Below are 21,718 nucleotides of genomic sequence, written 5' to 3' on the forward strand. Positions count from 1 at the left end.
AGGCATATGCTGGCATATGTCAATGCGGGCGCGCGCGAATCGGATGTCGCGCCCCATGCTGTCGCGGATGTTTTTGCCATGTCGCGGGCCTGTCGTCGATGAGGAGAGCGATCCATTCTTCACGACGCGGGCCGCGCGGTCCATATCCCGGACGGCCGATGCCCGCGAGCCACGGTGCGGCGCGCACCCTCGCGCCGCACCCCGCCCCCGCGCCGTCACGGCAATTTGAAAGTGTCGAAGAATGTATCGCGCTCGATCACGGTGAGCGCCGCGCGCTTGTGCGGGAAGTCGAACTCCTTCAGCGTGTAGAACCCAAGCCGGTGCATGTACGCGATGTGCCGCACGTGATCGACGCGCGGCTCGCCCACGAGCCGCTGCGTGCGCGGTTCGTCGACGAACATGTAGTGCAGCACCCCGCTCCACCACGCATGCAGCTTGCCGGCGCTCTGGAAGCGCGAATCGCCGATCAGCAGGTGCAGCCCGCGGTCGTAGTCGTGCGCGTCGTAGAACGGCGCGAGACGGTCCTCCTTCGCCCAGTAGAACTCGAAATAGCCGAACGGCGTGTCGTCGAAATAGCCGATCATCGGGTGCATGTGCGGATCGGCGAGCCGCTCGGCGAGATACGCCGCGTGTTCGTCGCGCGTGCCGCGCTGGTCCCAGAAGTGCGCGACGCGATCGAGGTTCATCCAGCCGCTGAACAGGTCCGCGTGCGCGTCGACATCGACGGTGCGCAGGCTGAACGTCATCCCGACCTGCGGCATGGTGCGTGCGTAGATCTCGCCGGCCGGCGACGGCGGCCGCACCGGGTGCCGGTGGCCGTTCGTGATCACATGGCGCAGCGGCATGCCACCCGACGCGGGCGCCTTCAGCCACGGCCGCGGGTTCTGCCAGAACGTCGCACGCGACACGGTGAAGCGCAGCGCGTCGCCGGCAACCTGCGCGCCGTCGATCACGCCCTCGCGCACCGCGCGCGCGACGTACGCCGCCACGGCTGCCGCGTCGGCGCCGCCGAGCGGCACCGTGATCGTCGCCGCGTCGTAGCGCGTGTCGGTGTTGAACAGCGCGACGAATGCCGCGAGCAATACGTCCGGCGAGTCGTCGGGCCGCCACGCGTCGAGCGTGTGTTCGGCGACGGCCATCGCCTGCCCGGGTGCGGCGCCGTCGAGCGCGGCGGCCACTTCACCTTCGACGGCATCCGCGGCGCCGGCCGGTTTCGTCAACGTGTCTTCCATCACAGTGCTCCCGCGTCGTGGCGGTCGGCGAGGACGTGCAGCCCCCGTTCGAGTGCCGGAAACAGGCTGCGCTGGAAGTTGTTCCAGCGCAGTTCGAGAATCGTGTCGTCCGGTGAGATCGGCGTGTCGAGCACGTCGCAGATCACCTCGCCGGAATCGATGCCGTTGTCGACGTAGTGAAACGACGCGCCCGTCATCGTCACGGGCGCGACGGACGAGGTCGTGCCGTTCGACCAGTCGATCCGTTCGCCGCGCGCGCCGTGCAGCGCGTCGAGCGTCGCCCACGCGCCGCGCCGCTGGTACGGCGAACCGTCGGCGGTGATGCCCGGGTGGATGTTGGCGATGCGCCGGTGAAAGCGCGCGCCGGGCCGCACGAGCTCGTCGAGGATCACGAGCAGCCCGTCGAGCACGACGACGTCGGCGTCGAGTTCGAGCAGGCGCTCGAGCAGGCGGCGCTCGAACGCCTGTTTGCCAGCCACGCGCTCGCGCGCGTCGCGCGGCAGCCGCCGGTACGTCGATGCAATCGTGCAGAACAGTTCGTCGACCGGCCGGCCCTGCACCGCCAACCCTTCCGGCAGGATCCACGGACGGCCCGGCGTGCGGGCGAAGCCGTAGTCGGCGACTTTCGCGCGGTCGGCCGGCGAACCGTCGTCGTCGTCGACGATCACGCCCTTGAGCGTGTAACGCTCGCCGAGCGACGAGTCGTTCAGGCGTTCGACGAGATATTCGAGCGGCGCCTTCATGTAGCGCGTGCCGCCCCGATAAGCGACCGGCTGGCCGGCACGATCGGCCGCGCCGTTGCGCAGCGACTGGATGTAGACGAGATTTTTCTTCGGCATGGATGCGTCGTGGAAAAGCGGACGAAGGTGCCGCGGCCCGCCCGCGCCGGCCGCGAGGGCCGGCCGGCGCGACGCGGCACGCCTTGTCACCAGTTGTATTTCGCGGTCGCGATCACGGTACGGTCGGTGCCGAACACACAGACGTTCATCGACTGGCAGCCGCTGATGTAGTGGCGGTTGGCCAGGTTCGTTCCGTTCACGGCGAAGCGCCAGTTACGCGTGTCGTAGTGCACGCCCGCGTCGAACAGCGTGACGCTCGATACCGTCAGCGAGTTGTCGGCCCCACCGGCCGATGCGCTCTGGTAACGAATGCCGCCGCCCAGGCCGAAGCCCGCGAGCGGCCCCGTGTGCCAGGTCCAGTCGGTCCACAGCGACGCCATCTGGCGCGGGCGCGGAATGTCGACCGGCCAGTTGTTCAGCGACACGTCGTTGGCCTTCACGTTCTTCACGTCCTGGTACACGTACGAGGCAATCACCGACAGGTTGCGCGTGACCTTGCCGGTCGCGCTCAGCTCGATCCCGCGCGAACGCACCTCGCCCGTCTGCACCGACTTCGTGCCGGTCGGGTCCTGGCTCGGCAGCGCGGTCGTGAGCACGTTGGTCTGGTTGATCTGGTAGATCGCCGCGTTCAGCATCAGGTTCTTGCCGGGCGGCTGCCAGCGCAGGCCGGCTTCGATCTGCTTGCCGCGGGTCGGTTGCGGCAACCCGCCGCCGACCAGGTTCACGCCGATCAGCGGATTGAACGACGTCGCGTAGCTGACGTACGGCGACAGCCCGTAATCGCCCTGGTACGTGAGGCCGACGCGACCGGTGAACGCGGTGACGTCCGCCTTCGTCGACGTGCCGGCCGCGCGGTCGTCCATCCGCATGTTGACCCAGTCCTCGCGGCCGCCGAGCGTCAGCGTCCAGCGGTTCCATTTGATCTGGTCCTGCGCGTACAGGCCGAACGTGTTCATCGTCGTGTACGTGTTGGTGCGGAACGTCGAGTCGGGCGTGAACACCGCCTTCGTGACGGGCAGGTAGACCGGGTTGTAGATGTTCAGCGGCGGCGCGGCGGCGAGCCACTCGCTGTCGGTCGCGGTCTGGCGGTTGTACTGGAACCCGAGCAGCAGCGTGTGCTGGAGCGGCCCCGTGGCGAAGCGGCCTTCGAGGTTGTTGTCGATGTCGAAGCGGCTGTAGTTCATCTGGAACACGCCGGCCCAGCGCGACACGTCGGTCGTGCTGCCGTCGACGAAGCCGTTGCCGAATACCGAGCCGTTGTCGAGCGACAGGTGCATCAGGCGCGTGTTCTGGCGGAACGTCCACGCCGGCGTCAGGTTCCGCTCGAACTGATAGCCGACCGACCACTGCTTCTTGCGGTAGTAGTTGAAGTTCGGATCGCCTTCGTACACGTCCTTGTTGATCTGGCCGTTCGGGTTCGGCAGCACCGTACCCTGCGCGGGCAGGAAGTTCGACGAGATGTCGCCCCAGTCCTGCAGATAGGTGGCCGACAGCGTCAGCGACGTATCCGCGTTCGGACGCCAGCGGAACGACGGCGCGAGCGCGACGCGCTGGTCGTTGTTCGGGCCGGTCAGCGCGTTGCCGTCGCGTGCGACGCCGACGAAGCGGTACGCGTACTTGCCGTCCGGGTCGAGCTTGTCGCCCACGTCGATCATGAACTGCTTGCGCGCGTAGTTGCCGATCTGCACGCCGGCCTCGCGCACGCGCTCGCCGTCGGCCAGCTTGGTCTGCACGTCGACGATCGCGCCCGGGTCGCCCGCGCCGTACAGCACCGAGGTCGGCCCGCGCAGCACGCTGATGCTGTCGATCATGTACGGATCGACGCGCCAGCTCGCGAGGTTGATCGTGTTCGGCACCTGCAGCCCGTTCACGTACGCGGTCGGCGTGAAGCCGCGCAGCGCGGCGTACCAGTCGGAACGGTTGTCCGAGCCGTACGACGAGAAGCCCGGCACGTAGCGCAGCGCCGCGTTCACGTCGGTCGCGCCGGTCATCTCGATCTGCTGCGCGGTGACGACGTTGATCGTCTGCGGGATCTCGTTGATCGACGTGCTGGTCTTCGTGCCGGTGCGGCTGCGCTTCGCGACGAGCCCGACCGTGCCGTCTCCTTCCGAGGCCGCGTTGACGTTGATCGTCGGCAGCGTACCGGTCGACGCACTGGCCGCCGCACCGTTCTGCGCACTGCTGGCCGACGCCGCCGCGCCTGCGTTCACGGCAGGCGCCGTCTGGGCCTGTGCGTGCCCTGCCGCCACCCCGAACGCCACGCTCGCCGCGGCTGCGATCGCACGCAAACGCGTGCCTGTTGCCCACTCCATCTTTCTCTGCTCCACTTTTTTCATGCGGTCTCCGACCGCGCCTTTGTCAAAGAGCGAAAGCCATCCGGCTCGCGCTCGCCCCGTTTTCCTGTCGTTTTTCCTGTGTTGCCCGGGCCGCGCCTTCTTCATGGGCGGGCGCGATCCCGTCTTCCAGCGACGCGCAGATTTCGTCCGCGCGGCGCGCCAGTACCGACAGCAGCGTGTCGGACAGGCCGTGGCTGTCTTCGCAGCAGCCTTGCAGGTAGATGCGCGGCGCGAAGTGCTCGGGCGTCGCGAGCAGGTAGTCACGCGTGACGTCGCCGCGTGAAAGCGCATCGCCCAGGTGCGGCGCGAGCCCCTCGAGCAGCGCCGAATGCGTGTCGCGGCGGTAGCCGGTGGCCAGTACGAGCGCGTCGAAGCCCTCGACGCGCGTGTCGCCGCTCATCCGGTCGCGCAGCGTCAGCTCGATGCGGCCGTCGGCGGTGCGCACCGCGGCCTCGATCGCGCTGTTCGCGAGCAGCGCATGACGCGGCGTGCCGTCGATGCGTTGCAGGTACAGCATTTCGTAGATCTGTTCGATCAGCGGCCGGTCGACCACCGCGTAGTTCGTGTCGCGATAGCGCTCGAGCAGCGCGCGGCGCGCGTCGTGCGGCTGCGCATAGACGACATCGGTGAACTCGGGGCTGAAGATCTCGTTGACGAACGGGCTGTCGTCCGCCGGCTTCAAGGCGCCTGCGCGCATCACGAGGCTCGCGTCGACGTGCGGGAAGCGGCGCGCGAGATCGATGAACACCTCGGCCGCGCTCTGCCCCGCGCCGATCACCGCGACGCGGCGGCGCTCGCCGTCCGGCGACGCGACGAGCCGGTCGATGTCGGTCAGGTACGACGACGAGTGGATCACGCGGTCGCGGCCGAGCGCGGCGAACGCGTCGGGAATCGCCGGCGTGCCGCCGACGCCGACCGACAGCGCGCGCGTGACCCGCTGGCGCTCGTGGCCGGCGGCGTCGCGCGACAGCACGCGCAGTGCGTCGATCTTCGCGCCGTCGCCGTGCACGGGCTCGATCGCGAGGACAGTCTCGCTGTAGTGGACGCTATCGTCGAACGCGTCGGCCACCCAGCTCAGGTAGTCGTGGAATTCGACGCGGGTCGGATAGAAGTTCTTCAGGTTGACGAATTCGTTCAGCCGGCCGCGTTCGAACAGGTAGTTGATGAACGTGTAGCGGCTGGTCGGATCGCGCATCGTGACGAGATCCTTCAGAAACGAGATCTGCATCCGGCAGTCGTCGAGCAGCATGCCGCGATGCCAGCCGAATTCAGGCTGGCGCTCGATGAAGCAATGGGCGAGCGGGCGCGCCGCGCGCCGTTCCTCGAGGCGGATGGCCAGCGCCAGATTCGACGGCCCGAAGCCGACGCCGATCAGGTCGAATACGGTTTCTCTCTGCATGTCTCAGCTCCCTTGTCGGTGAATCCGGCGCGTCAGACGTGACGGCCGGAGAAGAACGTCTCGCGCAGCGTGTGCATCCACAGCGGCTGCGCGTCGGCCAGCGCGAGACGGCGCTGCCGCGCGAAGCCATGCCGCGCGAGATGGTCGGCAACCCGCGCGTGGCCGGCCGGAACGGCACAGCCGACCGCTTCGGTACGCGGGTCGTCGAGAAACAGGTAATGCACGACGGACGGCAACCAGCCCGCCACGCAATGCGGGCCGCGCCAGCGCGACTCGCCGACCAGCATCCGCAGCCCGCGGTCGTAGTCGCGCGCCGCGACGTGCGGCGCGAGTGCGTCTTCCTTCAGCCAGTACGCCTCGACATACGCGAACGGTTCGCCGTCGAAGCAGCCGACGAGCGGAGTCACGTGCGGATCGATGTCGGGCGCGGCGCCTTGCGGGCCGTTCAAGCCGGGCTGCGCACCAGGCCAGCCGTCGCGCACGCGCGGTTCGTCGAACCAGCGCGCGAGGCGTTCGGCATCCTCGGCCGGCTGCCAGCCGCGCAACGTGAAGCGCACGCCGAGCGCCGGCAGGTCGCGCGCGTAGACCTCGCCGCGCGGCGCGGGCGGCCGGCGCGGATGACGGCGGCCATCGGTGAACATCGGCAACGTCGCGCACGGCAGATGCGCGCCGACGCGCCACAGATCAGCCTGCTGCGCCCAGCCTTCACGCATGCAGCGGCCGCCGTCGGCGAGCACGCCGCTCGCGCGCAGCGCATCGAGCGCGACCGCCGGCCACGCGGCCGGGTCGAGCCGGATCGCCGCGTGGCGCGCGCTGTCCGAAAACGCCGCGGCCAGTGCGGCCAGCAGCGCACGCCGCTGGTCGGCCGGCGCCGCGCGATGGTTGTAGGCGACGAGGCGCAGCGCGCCGTCGTCGCCGAGTTGGGCGCGCAGCAACTGTGCGCCGATGCCGTCGCCCTGCGCGACGCGGATCTGAGCGCCGTCGCGCACCGCGAACAGGCCGTCCGCGAACGCGAGGCGGTAGGTATCGAGCATCGTGAATCCGTCCGGACGCACTTCAGCCAGCATGGCGCGCCTCCTGTCCCGTTTCCGTGTGCGCATCGAGCCGCGCGCCGAGTGCCGCGAGCGTCGGCGACGCGAACACGTCGGCGACCGTCAGCGCGTGACCGGCGCGGTTGGCCGCGTCGACGAAGCGCACGACGTCGAACGACGTCGCGCCGGCTTCGAACAGGTCGGCGTCAGGTTCGGGCGCGGCCGTCGCGAAGGTGTCGGACCACAGCGCCGCGAGCACGGCCGCCGCATGCGGCGCGCGGGGTGGCGTTGCGGCGCGTGCGTTGCTGTCGGTCTGCACGCGATGCGACGCCTGCGCAACGATGCGCTTGTCGGGCGCACCGAGCACCGCTTCCGGCGCACCGGCGAAGCGCGCGACTTCGTCGTGATAGAGATCGACGAGCGCATCGACGAAACCGCGATCGAGCAGTTCGTCCGCATACGAGAACGCGGCGCTCACGCGGCCGTCCGGATGCTCGACGACGTCCAGCTCCAGCGTGAACACGACGCGATGGCGCACATCGTCGAATCCGGCCAGCGCCAGGCCGGCCCAGTCGCGCGCCGCGGCACCCGCCGGGCGCAGGTAGTTGAACATCACCTGGAACAGCGGATTGGCCTGCGCGGCACGCGGCGCGCGCAGCGCCGCGACGACGTCCGCGAACGGCACGTCCGCATGCGCGTACGCTGCGAGCGCCGTATCGCGCACGTGTGCAAGTACGTCCGCGCGACGCGCGGCCGGGTCGAGCCGCGTGCGCACGACGACCGAATTGATGAAGAGGCCGAGCGCGGCACGGGCCGCATCGCCCGTCAGCTCGCGCGTCGAAGCCAGCACGCCGACCGGCTGGTCGGCCGCGCCCGTCGCGCGGAACAGCGCGGTATTGAGCGCCGCGTGCAGCAGCATCGGCAACGTCGCGTGCGCGGCCGACGCCGTGTCGCGTGCGGCGCGGATCAGCGCGCCGTCGAATTCGAACGCGATCCGGGCCGCGCACCATTGCGGCACGGCGGGCGCGTCCGCGCGCTGCGGCAGCACGCTTGCCGGCAGATCGGCCAGCGCGTCACGCCAGTAGGCGACGCGGGCCGGATGGCACGGTGCGGGCAGCACGAGCGGTTGGGCGGACTGTTGGACGACCTCATCGGCCGGCACGGCGCCGGCGCGGCCCTGCACGCGGGCGACATAGCGTGCACGAACCGCATCGAGCCACAGCTCGATCGATTCGCCATCCGACACGATGTGATGAATCGTCACCGACAGCACGTGGTCTTCCGCATCCAGACGCAGCACGCGCGCACGCCATAGCGGCGCATCGGCGGCCAGATCGAACGGTGCGAGTGCATCCTCGTCGGTCAGCGCTGCGGCGCGGGCGAGCACATCGGCTTGCGCGGACAGGTCGATCACCGGCAGTTCGACAGAAGCATTGGCATCGATCCGTTGGCCCGGCAGTGCGCCGTCACGCGCCACGAGCCGCGCGCGCAGCGCCGGATGCGCGGCCGTGACATCCGCGAAGGCCGCACGCAGCGCATCGACGTCGAGCGGGCCGCGCACCCGCAGCGCGACCGGAATGTTGTACGCGGCGCTGTCCGGCTGTGCGCGCCACAGGAACCACAGGCCGAGCTGCGCCGGCGACAGCGGCCACACGCCGTGTGCATCGGGTTTGGCGACGGCCACACCCGGCGCCGCCGCACCGGCATGCGCGGCGCGCGGCGCATCGGCCACCTGCAACGCATACTGCGCGAGCACCGGCGCCTCGAACAGCGCGCGCACCGGCACGTCGCGGCCGAGTCGTTCGGCCACGCGCGTCGCGACGCGCACGGCGGCGAGCGAATGGCCGCCGAGATCGAAGAAATGATCGCCGCGGCCCACGCGCTCGAGATTCAGCACGTCGCACCAGATCGCCGCGAGCGCGGCTTCGTCGCCGTCGTGCGGCGCTTCGTACGCACGTTCGACGCGTACCGGCGCCGGCAGCCGTGCGCGGTCGACCTTGCTGTTCGCGTTGCGCGGCAGCGCGTCGAGCACGATCAGCTGGGCGGGCACCATGTAGTCCGGCAGCGTGCGGCGCAGGTGCGCGTCGAGCGTCGCGGCTTCGACCGGCTGCGCGGCCGCCTGTGCGTCGGCGGTCAGTTCGACGTACGCGACGAGCTGCGCCAGTGCGCCCTGCCCGTGCACGACCGCGCAGGCTTCGCGCACCGCGTCGTGCGCGGCAAGCTGGGCCTCGATCTCGCCGAGTTCGATGCGCAGCCCGCGCAGCTTCACCTGGTGGTCGACGCGGCCGATGAAGTCGAACACGCCATCCGCGCGACGCCGCACGAGGTCGCCGGTGCGGTACAGCCGCGCGCCCGGCGCGCCGTACGGATCGGGCACGAAGCGCTCGGCCGTCAGCGCCGGGCGGTCGAGATAACCGCGCGCGACGCCGATCCCCTCGCCGCCCAGATACAGTTCGCCGATCACGCCGACCGGCAGCGGATGCAGCCGCTCGTCGAGCACGTGCGCGGTGCGCGCGCCGACCAGCGTGCCGATCGGCAGGTACGCGGCGTCGCCGAGTTTCGCGAGATCGTCGCCGGGCCGGAACATCCATAGCGTCGGCGTGATGACCGTCTCGGTCGGGCCGTAGCCGTTGACCACGCGCACGTTCGGCAGCGCGCGGCGCAGCAGCGCGAACGCCTCGCGCGACGTCGCCTCGCCGCCGACGGTCAGCGAACGCAGCGTCGGCGGCGCGCCATGCGCGAGCGCCCATTCGGCAAGCTGCGCGGCGCAGCCGGGCGGCACGTAGGTCATCGTCACGCCGTCGCGAACCATCATCGCGCAGGTCTGCGCGGGCGGCCACAGCACGTCGGCCGTCACCGACACGGCGGCGCCCGACATGTATTGCGAAAACCAGCCTTCGTGCGCGCCGTCGAAGTTGACCGACTGGAACAGCAGGAACACGTCGTTCTCGCCCGCGCCGTAGCGTTCGGCGATCGCCGCGCAATGCAGCGCGAACGACGCGTGGTCGACGATCACGCCCTTCGGCTTGCCGGTCGAGCCCGACGTGTAGATCGCATAGGCCGCGTGGCCCGGCAGCACGTCCGGCAGCACGACGTGCGCGGCTTCGTCGAGGGCATCGACTTCATCGGCGCGCCACACGCGCAGCTCGGGCAGCTCGGGCAGCGACGCGGCGCTCGCGCCGTCGGTCAGCACGTGCGCGATGTTCGCGTCGTCGACGATCTGCGCGAGCCGTTCGCGCGGATGCGCGGGATCGAGCGGCACGAACGCGGCGCCCGATTTCAGCACCGCGATCAGCGCGACGAGCAGGTCGACCGAGCGCTGCAGCGCGACGCCGACGCGCATTTCCGGGCGGACGCCGGCCGCGACCAGGTGGCGCGCCAGGCGTGCCGCGCGTGCGTCGACTTCACCGCGCGTCAGCGCGCGGTCGATGTCGGCCACGCCGCGTGCGTCGGGCCGTGCCTGAGCATGCGCGGCGATGCGGGCATGCACCGGCACGAACGGTTCGGATTCGGTCGCGCCCGCCGGGGCGTTCCATGCGAAGAGTTGCGCGCGTTCAGCGGCGGGCAGCCAGTCGAGATCGCCGATCGGCATGTCCGGGCGCGCGAGCGCATCGGCGAGCAGCGTGACGAAGCGTGCGGCCAGCCGGGCGATCGCGTCCGCCTCGAACAGGTCGAGCGCGTAGATGAAGGCGGCGTCGAACGTGCCGTCCGGCGTCGCTTCGACCGACAGCGTCAGGTCGAATTTCGCGGATGGCGTGCCCGACGGCAGCAACGCGGCCGCTGCCGCGCCGAGCGCCGGCAGCGCACGGCGCTCGCCGTACGCGGCCATCACCTGGAACAGCGGATGGTGGCTCGCGCTGCGTGGCACGCCGAGCGCATCGACCACCTGCTCGAACGGCACGTCCTGGTGCATCTGCGCGTCGACGAGCGCGCGCTGGGTGCGCGCGACCAGCGACGAGAAATCGCCGTGCGCGGGCACGTCGACGTCGATTGCCAGCGTGTTGACGAAGAAGCCGATCAGGCCGGCGACTTCCGCGCGTTCGCGGTTCGCGGCCGGCACGCCGACGCAGATCCGCGCGTCGCCGGTCGCGCGCGCCAGCAGCGCATCGAGCGCGGCGAGCAGCACCGCGAACGGCGTGGCGCCCGATGCGGCCGCAAATGCGCGCAGTTGCGCGCCGATGCGCGAATCGAGCGAAAACACATGGCGTGCGCCGCGCGCACTGCGGCGCGCGGGTCGTGCCGTCGCGCCCGGCAGCGTCAGTACGCCACGTTGCGGATCGAGCCGTTCGCGCCAGAACGCGAGCTGGCGATCGCGCTCGCCGGCGTCGAGCCAGCGGCGCTGCCACAGCGCGTAATCGGCGTACTGGATCGGCAGCGGCGCGAGCGACACCGACCGGTTGGACGCATACGCGCGATAGAACGCCGCGAGCTCCTCCAGCATCACGCTCGACGACCAGCCGTCCGACACGATGTGATGCACGGTCAGCGCGAGCCAGTGATGCGTCGCATCGAAGCGCACCAGATGCGCGCGGACAAGCGGCGCCACGCCGAGATCGAACGGCTCGGCTTCGTCGGCCGTCGCGACGGCTGCCGCGCGCGCCGTGCGTTGCGCGTCCGGCAGCGCTTCAAGATCGGTTTCACGCCACGGGCAGCGCAACGGTGCGTGGATCGTTTGCGCGACGCCGTCCTGCGCTTCGTCGAAGGTCGTGCGCAGCGCCTCGTGGCGCGCGATCAGCGCATCGCACGCAAGACGCAGCGCATGCGCGTCGAGCGGGCCCGTCAGCGCCAGCCGCTCAGTGATGTGATACGCATCCGGCGCATCGATCAGCCGCGCATGCAGCCACAGCCGCGTCTGCGCGAACGACGCCGGCACGCGGTCGTGGCGCGGCGTGCGCGGCGGGATCGGCAGCACGCGGAAGTCGATGCCGGCCGCGCCGAGCTTGTCGATGAAAACCGCGCGCTGCGCGTCCGGCAGTTGCGCGAAACGCGTCGCGAGCGCGAGCCAGTCGGGTTGAACCTTCGTCATCCGTCGTCCTTATTGGGTTTCCAGTTCGCCGAGCAGCGCATCGATCGCGCTCGCCGCATCGGTCGCGCCGCGGGCCGCGCAGGCCGCGTCGATCGCCTCCGCGCAGCGCGCCAGCGTGCGCGTGTCGAACAGCGTGCGCAGCGGCAACGCGAGCCCCCAGTGCAGGTTCGCCTGCGCGTGGGCCTGCGTCGCGAGCAGCGAATGGCCGCCGAGCAGGAAGAAATCGCCGTCGCGGCCGATCGCGTCCACGTGCAGCACGCGTTGCCAGATCCCGGCGAGCGCGCGTTCGGTGTCGGTCGCGAGCGCGACTTCCGCGGCCGCTTCACGCACCGGCGCGGGCAGCGCATGACGGTCGCACTTGCCGTTCGGCGTCACGGGCAACGCGTCGAGTTCGATCAGTTGCGACGGCACCATGTAGGCCGGCAATTGCGCGCGCAGCGTGTCGAGTAGCGCCGCCCGGTCGAGCGGGCCCGCGTCGCCGCGTGCGACATAGCCGATCAGTTGCTCGTCGCGCACGATCACGACCGCGTCGTTCACGCCGGGCGCCGCGCGCAGCAGCGCCTCGATTTCGCCCGGCTCGATCCGCTGGCCGCGCAGCTTCACCTGCGTGTCGTCGCGGCCGAGATAGTCGAGCGCGCCGTCGGCACGCCGGCGTGCGAGGTCGCCCGTGCGGTACATGCGCGCGCCCGGCACGAACGGATCGGGCACGAAGCGCTCGGCGGTCAGCGCCGGACGGCCGAGATAGCCGCGCGCGAGGCCCGCACCCGCGAGATACAGTTCGCCGGTCGCGCCGGCCGGCACCGGCTGCCAAGCCGCATCGAGCACGTGCAGTTGCAGGTTCGCGATCGGATGGCCGATCGGCACCGCGGCCGCCTGCGCATCGTCGGGGCCGCAGGTCCAGTGCGACACGTCGATCGCCGCTTCGGTCGGCCCGTACAGGTTCACGAGCGTCGCGTTCGGCAGCAGCCGCGCCATCTTCGCGACGAGTTCGGGCGCGAGCGCCTCGCCGCTCGCGACGATCAGGCGCACGCTGTCGCACTGCGCGGCGGCCGAGAAATCGTCGAGATGCGCGGCGAACGCGGCGAGCATCGACGGCACGAAGTGCAGCACCGTCACGCCGTGCGCATGGATCGCGGCCGCGAGACGCGCCGGATCGCGATGGTCGCCGGGCGCGGCGATCGCGAGCTTCGCGCCGATCGCCAGCGGCCATACGAATTCCCACACCGACACGTCGAAGCCGAACGGCGTCTTGTGCAACACGACGTCGTCGCGCGTCAGCCCGTAGGCGTGCTGCATCCACGCGATCCGGTTCGCGAGCGCGCCGTGCGTGTTGCCCGCGCCCTTCGGCTTGCCGGTCGAACCGGACGTGTAGATCAGGTACGCGAGCTGGGCGTCGTCGATCGTGGCGGTCACCTCGGCAGCGTCGCTTTCGGCTTCGTCGGCGAGCAGGTCCGCTACCGTCAGCAGCTGTGTCGCGACGCCCTCGCCGAGCGCGGCCTCGACCTGCTCGCGCAGATGGGCCTGCGTGATCGCGACGGCCGGCCGCGCGTCGCGCAGCATGTAGGCGATGCGCTCGGCCGGATAGTCGGGATCGATCGGCAGGTACGCCGCGCCGGCCTTCAGCACGCCGACCAGCGCCATCACCATGTCGAACGAACGCTCGACGCACAGCGCGACCGGCGTGTCGGGCTGCACGCCGCGCCGGCGGAGCGCAGCCGCGATGCGTGACGTGCTGACGTCGAGTTCGCGATAGGTCGCGCGATGCACGCCACCGTGAACGTCCGCGTATTCGAGCGCGACCGCATCGGGCGTCGCCCGTGCCGCATCCGCGAATTGCAGGTGCAGCGGCTGTTGCTGCGCAGCCGGCCACGCTTGGGCGGTGTCTTGCGCCCGCGCCAGTGCGTCACGGGTGGCTTCGTCGGCGATCGACAGCGTGCCGATCCGCGCATCCGGCGTGCGGGCCAGTGCATCGAGTGCGCACACGAACGCGCGGTGCCAGGTCTCGACCTGCCGCGCGTCGACGCGCGCGGTGTCGTAGCCGTAGTCGATCGTCAGTTCGGCACCGCTCTCGATCACCAGCGTCAGCGCGAAATCGGTCGATTCGATGCTGCGCACGTCGCTCAATGCGAGTGCGCGCGGATCGGCGTCGCGCGCCGTGTCGTCGACCGGGTAGTTCTCGAACACGACCAGCGTGTCGAACAGTGCGCCGCCCGCGCCGCGCGCCCAGCGCTGGATGTCGGCGAGCGGCGTGTGCGCGTGCTCGGCGGCGGCCGCGTTCTCGCGTTGCAGCGTTTGCAGCCAGTCGGCCGCGCGTTGCTGCGGCGCGGGCGCCGTGATCACCGGTAGCGTGTTGATGAAGAGACCGAGCACCGAATCGACGTCCGCGAGGGCATCGGGGCGGCCCGCGACGGTCGCGCCGAACGCGACGGCCGGCTGGTGCGTCATCCGCTGCAGCGCGAGCGCCCACGCGCCCTGCACCAGCGTGTTGACCGTCAGCTTCAGTGCGCGCGCCGTCTGCGCGACACGCGTCAGCGTGTCGGCATCGAGCGTTGCGCGCCACGTGACCATGTCGGCCTCCGCACGGTCGGCCGTGCGTTCCGCGATCAGCGTCGGTGCGTCGAGGCGCGCGAGGCGTTCGGTCCAGAAACGTTCGTCGGCGTCGCGGTCGCGCGTGCCGAGCCACGCGATGAAGTCGCGATAACGCAGCGCCGGACGGCTCGCGAACGGCGACACGGCGTCCGGGTCGCGATAGTCGCGCAACACGTCGGCGAGCAGGCGCGCGGTGCTCCAGCCGTCGAGCAGCACGTGGTGACGCGTCCACACGACGCGCCACGCGTCATCGCTCACACGGATCAGCGTGAGCCGCATCAGCGGCGGCTCGCGCCAGTCGAAGCCGCGTGCGCGATCGGCGGCGAGCCAGGCGTCGAAATCGGCATCGAACGTGTCGCCACGCGTGCGCCAGTCGAGCTGTTCGACCGGCATTTGCGCGTGGCGATGCACGCACTGCAGCGGCGCGGCTTCGTCCGGCATCACGCTCGTGCGCAGGATGTCATGGCGTGCGATCGACGCGTCGAACGCGGCCGTGAACCGGTCGGCGTCAAGTGCTGCCGCGGTCGCGACGAGCTGGTTCACGTAGCTGGCGTGACCGGGGGCGAACAGCGCATGGAACAGGATGCCCTGCTGCATCGGCGACAACGGATAGACGTCGTCGATCGTGCGCCAGTCGAGCGGCGTGCGCTCGATCGCAGCCTGCGTGAGCCCGGCGGCCTGCGCGAGCGGGAAATCGCCCGGCGTCGCGCCACCGACGCGATGCGCGACGCGCGACGCGCACGCGTCGACGAGTTCGCGCAGCGCCGACGCGAAACGTTCGGCGAATGCGTCGATCGTCGCGCGCTCGAATTGCGGTGCGCCGTAGACCCAGTGCACTTTCAGCGTGCGAGCGCCGTCGCGATCCGTGTCGAGGTACGCGTGGATCGCGAGCGTATTGCCGAGCGGCCCCTGCGGATCGCGCTCCACGCCGGTGCCGCCGAAGCGCGGCACGAGCGCGGCATCGCGCGGCGCGTCGAACTGGCCGAGATAGTTGAACGTGACGCGCGGACGCGGCACGGCGGCCAGCGCCGCACGCGTCGCCGCATCGCCGTAGTGCGCGAGGACGCCGAAGCCGAGCCCCTTGTGCGGCACCGCACGCAGCGCGTCCTTGACCGCGCACAGCGTGTCGCTTGCCGTGGCCGCGACCGGCAGCGTCACCGGGTAATGGCTCGTCAGCCAGCCGATCGTGCGGCTGGCATCCACGTCGTCGAACAGCGCCTCGCGGCCGTGCCCTTCGAGTTCGACTCGGCACGATGCGGCACCGCTCACGCCGGCCAGCGCCCGTGCGAGCGCCGCGCCCAGCAGTTCGATCGTCTGCGTGCGATAAGCCGCGTGCGCGTCGGTGAGCGCCGCGCGCGTCAAGGCCGCGTCGATCGTCTGCACGACAGCGGCCGCATCGGCGTTCGTCGCCGCTGCGTCGGGATGATCGGGCACGATGTCGTCGCCCTGCGCCATGCCGGCCCAGTACGCGGCCTCGGCCGCGAACGGCGATGCCGGTTCCGTTGCCGCACGGGCAAGCCGTACCGCCCATGCATCCGCACGCAGGCCCGGCTGCGACAGCCGGACCGGCGCGCGTTCGCATGCGGCGCGATAGGCCGTGTCCAGGTCGTCGAGCAGGATGCGCCACGACACGCCATCGACGATCGCATGGTGAATCGCGAGATAGAGCTGCGTCGAGCCGTCCGGCAAGCGTGCCGCGCAGGCGCAGGCAAGCGGCCCGCGGCCGAGGTCGAGACGGCGCTGCAATGCGTCGAAGCGCGCGAGCGCGTCGGCTGCGTCGCGGGCGGCGACTTCGACGAACGGCAGTGCATCGTACGGCTTTGCCGCGTCTCTGGCGTGCCACGTGCCGTCCGCGCCGCGCGCGAAACGCTGGCGGAACGCGTCGTGATGCGTCAGCAATGCGTCGAACGCGCGCGCGAATGCGTCGGCGTCGAACGGCCCGCGTACGTCGAACGTGACCGACTGGTTCCAGTGCCCCGAATGCGGGATATCGAGCGCGAAGAAGCGCTGTTGGGCAGGCGTGAGGACCTGCGCCGTCACCGGCGCGCCGACAGCGGCTGCGACCGCAGGTTTCACGGCGGCAGCGGCAGTCACGTCCTCCGTCTTCGCGATACGCGCGAGTTCGGCGACCGTCGGGCCGTCGAACAGCTGCTTCGGCGTGAAGCGCACGCCGCGCTTGCGCGCGCGGGCGATCACCTGCAGCACGAGGATCGAATCGCCGCCGAGCTCGAAGAAGTTGTCGTCGCGGCCGACCTTCGGCGCCTTCAGCACGGCCTGCCACACTTCGGCGAGCACCGTTTCGACCGCGCCCTGCGGCGCATCGCCGGAGGCCGTCACGACCGGCGCGGCCGCCAGTTCGCGCAACGCAGCGCGATCGATCTTCCCGTTCGCGGTCACCGGCAGGCGTGCGAGCGCGACGAATTGCGCGGGCACCATGTAGTCGGGCAGCTTCGCGGCAAGCGCCGCGCGCAGGGGCGCCTCGTCGAATGTCGAACCGTCGCGCATCACGACGAACGTCGCGAGCCGCAGACGGCCGTCGTGTTCGATCGCGAGCGTTTCGGCCTGCGCGACCGGGCCGGCCGCACGCACCGCCGCACTCACCTCGCCCGGTTCGACGCGATAGCCGCGAATCTTCACCTGGTCGTCGATACGGCCGAGGAACGCGAGGCGGCCGTCCGCGCGCAGGCGCACGCGGTCACCCGTGCGATACAGCCGCGCGCCGGGCGTGAACGGATCGGGTACGAAGCGCTCGGCGGTCTGCGCCGGACGCCTCAGGTAGCCGCGCGCGACGCCCGGCCCGCCCAGATACAGCTCGCCTGTCGCGCCGGCCGGCACGCACGCGCCGAACGCGTCGAGCACCAGCGCGCGCGCATTCGGCAGCGGCAGGCCGAGCGGCACGCCGCTCGCCGGATCGCGCGCGTCGGCGGCGATCGACGCCGTGTCGCAGGCGATCGCGCCGACGGTCGCTTCGGTCGGCCCGTAGTGGTTGATCACGCGGCAGGCCGGGGCCAGCGCGGCCAGGCGCGCGACGAGCGCCCACGTGAGCGTTTCGCCGCCGGTCACGAGCGCGTGGCGCGGCAGCACGTCGGCCGGCACACGTGCATCGAGCAGCGCTTGCAGGTGGCTCGGCACGATCTTCAGCACGCCGACGTCGCGGCGGCGCATTTCTTCGGCGAACAGGTCGGGATCGAACGCGCAGGCGGCCGGCAGCAGGTGCAGCGTGCGGCCCGCGCACAGCGCGCCGAACAGCGTCGTGTGGCCGAGGTCGGCCGCGACGGTCGACACCATCGCGAACGACGCGTCCGGGGCGAACGCGAGTTCATCGAGCATCCCCTGCACGTAGTCGGCCAGCGCGCCGTGCGACACGACGACGCCCTTCGGCGTGCCGGTCGAGCCCGACGTATAGATCAGGTACGCGCCCTGCTCCGGATGCGGTGCGAGGCGCACGCCGGTGGCGTGGGCGAGCGTCGCGTCCTGCGCGAGCGCGTCGACGTCGAGCGGCTGTGCGTCGATGCCGGCAGGCCATGCGGCCGGGTCCGCGACGAGCGCCCAGCGCGCGCCGCAGTCGGCTGCCGCCGCGGCCAGTCGCGCGGCAGGCTGCGCGGGATCGAGCAATACGGCGAGCGCACCGGCCTTCAGCGCGCCGAGCAGGCCGACGACGAAGCGCGCCGAGCGTTCGATGCAGACGATGACGGATGCTTCGGCGGCCACGCCTCGCTGGGTCAGCGCGCGGGCGATCCGGTTCGACGCATCGTCGAGTTCGGTGAACGTCAGCGACGCCGACGCATCGGCGAGCGCAATGCGGTGCGGATACGCGGCCGCCTGCCGCGCGAACGCGGCGACGATGTCCGCATGTTCGACGCGCAGCGCACGGCCGTCGCGCGGCTGGCGCGAAGCGGCCGACGCGTCGCACGGCAATACGGCCGTCGTTTGGTGCGGATCGCGCGCGGCCGCACCGACGAGCGCCGCGTAGCTGTCGAGCCACGCCCGCGCGGTGTCGGCGTCGATGCAGTCGGTCGCATAGGCCGCGACCAGTTCGATGCCATTCGCATCGTCGGTGAAATCCACGGCAAAATCGAAGCGTGCAGCGAGGTCGGGCCCCGGCGTGGCAACGGCCGTCGCGCCCGGCAGCACGCTGTCGTGCCGCGCGTCGAACTGCTGCGCGAATTTCACGCGCAGCCATTCGTCGCCGCGCTTGACCGGCGGCTTCACCGCATCGACGACGCGTTCGAACGGCACGTCCTGATGCGCGAGCGCATCGAGTGCCGCCGTGCGCGTCGCATCGACGAGCGCGCGGAACGGCAGCGTCGGCGCCACGTGCACACGCAGCGCGACCGTGTTCAGGAACAGCCCGAGCAGCGCACGGGTTTCCGGGCGCTGGCGATGCGCGACCGGCACCGCGACGACGACGTCCGTTGCGCCGGTCAGGCGCGACAGCCATGCGTCGAGCCCGGCCAGCAGCACCGTGAAGGCCGTTGCCTGCGCGTCGCGCGCGAGTTGCCGCACGTCGGCCGCGACCGCGTCGGGCAGCCGCACCGACACGCGCGCGCCTTGCAGCGTGCGTGTGGCGCCCGGCTGGCGATCGACCGGCAGCGCAAGCGGGCCCGGCACGTCGCGCAACGCGCCGCGCCAGTAATCGAGCTGCCGCTCGCCCTCGCCGTCGGCCAGCATGTCGCGCTGCCAGTCCGCGTAGTCGGCGTACTGGATCGGCAGGTCGGGCAGCGACGGCTCGCGGCCCTCGGCATACGCGCGATAGGCGGCCGACAGTTCGTCGAACGCGCAGCGCGAGCTCCAGCCGTCGGTGATCGCGTGATGGGCGGTCAGCAGCAGACGGTGACGGTCGTCGGCGAGTGCGACCAGCGTCGCGCGCAGCAGCGGGCCGCGTGCGAGGTCGAACGGCTCGACCGCCTCGCGCTCGGCGAGACGGGCGGCTTGCGCGTCCCGCGCGGCGGGCGGCTGGTCGCGCAGGTCGAGGTCGGCGATCGACACCGGCAGATGGGCATGAATCCGCTGCATCACGACGCCGTCGTCGTTGTCGACGAGCGTCGTGCGCCAGGCTTCGTGGCGTCCGATCACGTGATCGAGCGCGCGCTGCAGCGCCGCGCGATCGAGCGTGCCGTCGATCGTCCAGTGTGCGGCGATGTGATACGCGGCGCTTGCATCGCGCGTTTGCGCAAGTACCCAGAAACGTTGCTGGGCGAGCGATGCGGCGCGGTCGACATACGGTGCGGTGGACACGGCCGCATCGGCCGGTACACGGCGTGCGGAAATCGTGGCCAGCGGCTCGCCGGTTTCGCGTTCCGCACGGTCGACCGCTTCGGCCAGTTCGACGAGCGCCGGATCGGCGAACAGCGTGTCGAGCCGCAGGTTCACGCGTACCGCGGCACGGATCGCGGCCTGCAACTGCATCGCGGCGAGCGAATCGGCGCCCAGCGCGAAGAAACGGTCGTCACGCGACGGCGTGACGTCGAGGCCGAGCAGCGTCTGCCAGAGGCCGGCGAGCTGCTGTTCGGTCGGCGTGCGCGGTGTGTCGCCGCTGCCTTGCGCGGTGTCGCGCGCGGCGGCGATCTGCTCGCGTAGCGCGGCACGGTCGAGCTTGCCGTTCAGCGTATACGGCAGCGCATCGCACCGCACGAACCGGTGCGGCTGCCAGGCGGCCGGCAGTTGCGCGACCACGTGCGCTTTCAGCGCCGCATCGTCGGCCGCCGCGCGCAGCGCGACGCACGCGATCAGCCGTATCGGCCCGTTGCCGGTTTCGGCGACCACGGCCGCGTCGGCCACGGCCGGATGCGAACGCAGGCACGCGGCGATTTCAGCGGGCTCCACACGCACGCCGCGCACCTGAACCTGGTCGTCGAGGCGGCCAAGGTAATCGAATGCGCCGTCGTCGCGCAGCCGTGCGAGGTCGCCGGTGCGGTACACGCGCGCACCAGGTTCGCCGTCCGCATCGGGAATGAAGCGTTCGGCCGTCAGCGCCGGGCGGCCGTGATAGCCGCGCGCGACGCAGACGCCGCCCAGCAGCAGCTCACCCACGCCATCGGCCTCGCCGCCGTCGACACGCGCGACGCGCGGCCCGATCACGCGGCCGATCGGCAACGACGCATACGCATCGTCGGCGGCCAGCACCGGCGTCTCGCCCGGCTCGACCGGCCACAGCATCGGCGAGATCACGGCCTCGGTCGGCCCGTAACCGTTGATCAGGCGTACCGACGGGAACGTGCCACGCACGAATTCGAACGCCTGCTGCGGCAGCGCTTCGCCGCCGAACGCGAGCACGCGCAGGGCCGGCGGCACGCCGTCGCGCGCGGCCACCGCCGCGAATTCGCGCAGGTACGCGGGCGGGAACGCGGCCACGTTGACCGATTCATTCAACATCAGCGCATGCGCGGCATCCGGCGCGAACGGCTGCGGCGGCGCCACGACGATGCTGGCGCCGGTCGCGAGCGGCGCCAGCCAGCATTCGTGCGCGGCGTCGAAATTGACCGACGCGAAATGCAGCAGGCGGTCGCCGGCCTCGATCGGCAGCGCGGCCGCGAGCGCGTCGCAGTGCGCGGCGAGCGGCCCGTGTTCGACGACGACCGCCTTCGGCGTGCCCGTCGAACCTGACGTATAGATCATGTAGGCGGCCGCACGCGGGTGGACGGCCACTGCTTCGTCATCCGCAACGATCTCCTGCCCGTCCGCCGCGCCGTCGGCCGCGTCAAACGTGTGGTCGAACGGCGTGCCGAGCGCCGCGCGGCCGGCCGCGTCGACGATCCCGTGGCGCAACTGCGCATCCTGGACGATCCAGTCGAGGCGCGCGGCCGGATGACGCGGATCGAGCGGCACGAACACGCCGCCCGCCTTCAGCACGGCCAGCAGCGCGACGAACAGGTCGGCCGAGCGCTCGACGCACACGCCTACCCGCACTTCCGCGCCGACGCCGGCCGCGCGCAGTTGCCGGGCCAGCCGCGACGCCCGCGCGTCGAGCGCGCCGCGCGACAGGCGCAAGTCATTCTGGAAAGGGACCGCGATGGCGGGTGCGTCGGGCGCGACGCGCGCCAGTTCGCGGATTCGGTGATGCAGCGCAGTCGGGAAACTCGTCATGTGCGTGAAGTCCTTCGGTCCGGCCGCTTCGGCCAAGTCTCGGGGCCGCTTGGGGGCGGCTTCACTGGTGTGACGAACGGCGCGGCCGATTTTTTACCGTTTCGTGCGCAACGCGCGTGCGGACGCTTTTTTTGAGCGGGCCGCTAAATATTTGCGCGGCCCGTTCGTCTATCAGGGAGG

Annotated in this window: 7 protein-coding genes; all 7 read right to left on the reverse strand. The window is 71.1% G+C overall.

Annotation, left to right across the window (positions count from 1 at the left end):
• Window positions 1-215 precede the first annotated feature (215 nt).
• Window positions 216-1,232, reverse strand: a complete 1,017-nt coding sequence (locus LGM56_RS31820; RefSeq protein WP_226207748.1) for a GNAT family N-acetyltransferase — start codon at window positions 1,230-1,232, stop codon at window positions 216-218.
• Entirely contained in the window at window positions 1,232-2,071 is an 840-nt protein-coding gene (locus LGM56_RS31825) for a formyltransferase family protein (protein WP_089494827.1), read from the reverse strand. The genes LGM56_RS31820 and LGM56_RS31825 overlap by 1 nt, the downstream gene beginning before the upstream one ends.
• 86 nt (window positions 2,072-2,157) lie before the next feature.
• A complete protein-coding gene (locus LGM56_RS31830) occupies window positions 2,158-4,407 on the reverse strand; it encodes a TonB-dependent siderophore receptor (protein WP_089494826.1) in 2,250 nt (749 codons plus the stop codon).
• Between the two features lie 22 nt (window positions 4,408-4,429).
• Window positions 4,430-5,806, reverse strand: a complete 1,377-nt coding sequence (locus LGM56_RS31835; RefSeq protein ID WP_226207749.1) for a lysine N(6)-hydroxylase/L-ornithine N(5)-oxygenase family protein — start codon at window positions 5,804-5,806, stop codon at window positions 4,430-4,432.
• Between the two features lie 32 nt (window positions 5,807-5,838).
• Entirely contained in the window at window positions 5,839-6,873 is a 1,035-nt protein-coding gene (locus tag LGM56_RS31840) for a GNAT family N-acetyltransferase (protein ID WP_226207750.1), read from the reverse strand.
• Complete coding sequence (locus tag LGM56_RS31845; RefSeq protein WP_226207751.1) at window positions 6,863-11,863, reverse strand: non-ribosomal peptide synthetase; 5,001 nt, start codon at window positions 11,861-11,863, stop codon at window positions 6,863-6,865. The genes LGM56_RS31840 and LGM56_RS31845 overlap by 11 nt, the downstream gene beginning before the upstream one ends.
• A 9-nt stretch (window positions 11,864-11,872) precedes the next feature.
• On the reverse strand, window positions 11,873-21,538 hold the full coding sequence (locus LGM56_RS31850) for a non-ribosomal peptide synthetase (RefSeq protein ID WP_226207752.1): 9,666 nt from the start codon (window positions 21,536-21,538) through the stop codon (window positions 11,873-11,875).
• Window positions 21,539-21,718: the final 180 nt, after the last annotated feature.

It is taken from the genome of Burkholderia sp. AU38729 (assembly GCF_020419725.1).
In the GTDB taxonomy this organism is placed as follows: Bacteria; Pseudomonadota; Gammaproteobacteria; order Burkholderiales; family Burkholderiaceae; genus Burkholderia.

Coding starts and splice junctions, on each gene's coding strand:
- LGM56_RS31825 (WP_089494827.1), bottom strand. CDS start 2,071: ATGCCGAAGAAAAATCTCGTCTACATCCAGTCGCTGCGCAACGGCGCG.
- LGM56_RS31850 (WP_226207752.1), bottom strand. CDS start 21,538: ATGACGAGTTTCCCGACTGCGCTGCATCACCGAATCCGCGAACTGGCG.
- LGM56_RS31835 (WP_226207749.1), bottom strand. CDS start 5,806: ATGCAGAGAGAAACCGTATTCGACCTGATCGGCGTCGGCTTCGGGCCG.
- LGM56_RS31820 (WP_226207748.1), bottom strand. CDS start 1,232: ATGGAAGACACGTTGACGAAACCGGCCGGCGCCGCGGATGCCGTCGAA.
- LGM56_RS31840 (WP_226207750.1), bottom strand. CDS start 6,873: ATGCTGGCTGAAGTGCGTCCGGACGGATTCACGATGCTCGATACCTAC.
- LGM56_RS31830 (WP_089494826.1), bottom strand. CDS start 4,407: ATGAAAAAAGTGGAGCAGAGAAAGATGGAGTGGGCAACAGGCACGCGT.
- LGM56_RS31845 (WP_226207751.1), bottom strand. CDS start 11,863: ATGACGAAGGTTCAACCCGACTGGCTCGCGCTCGCGACGCGTTTCGCG.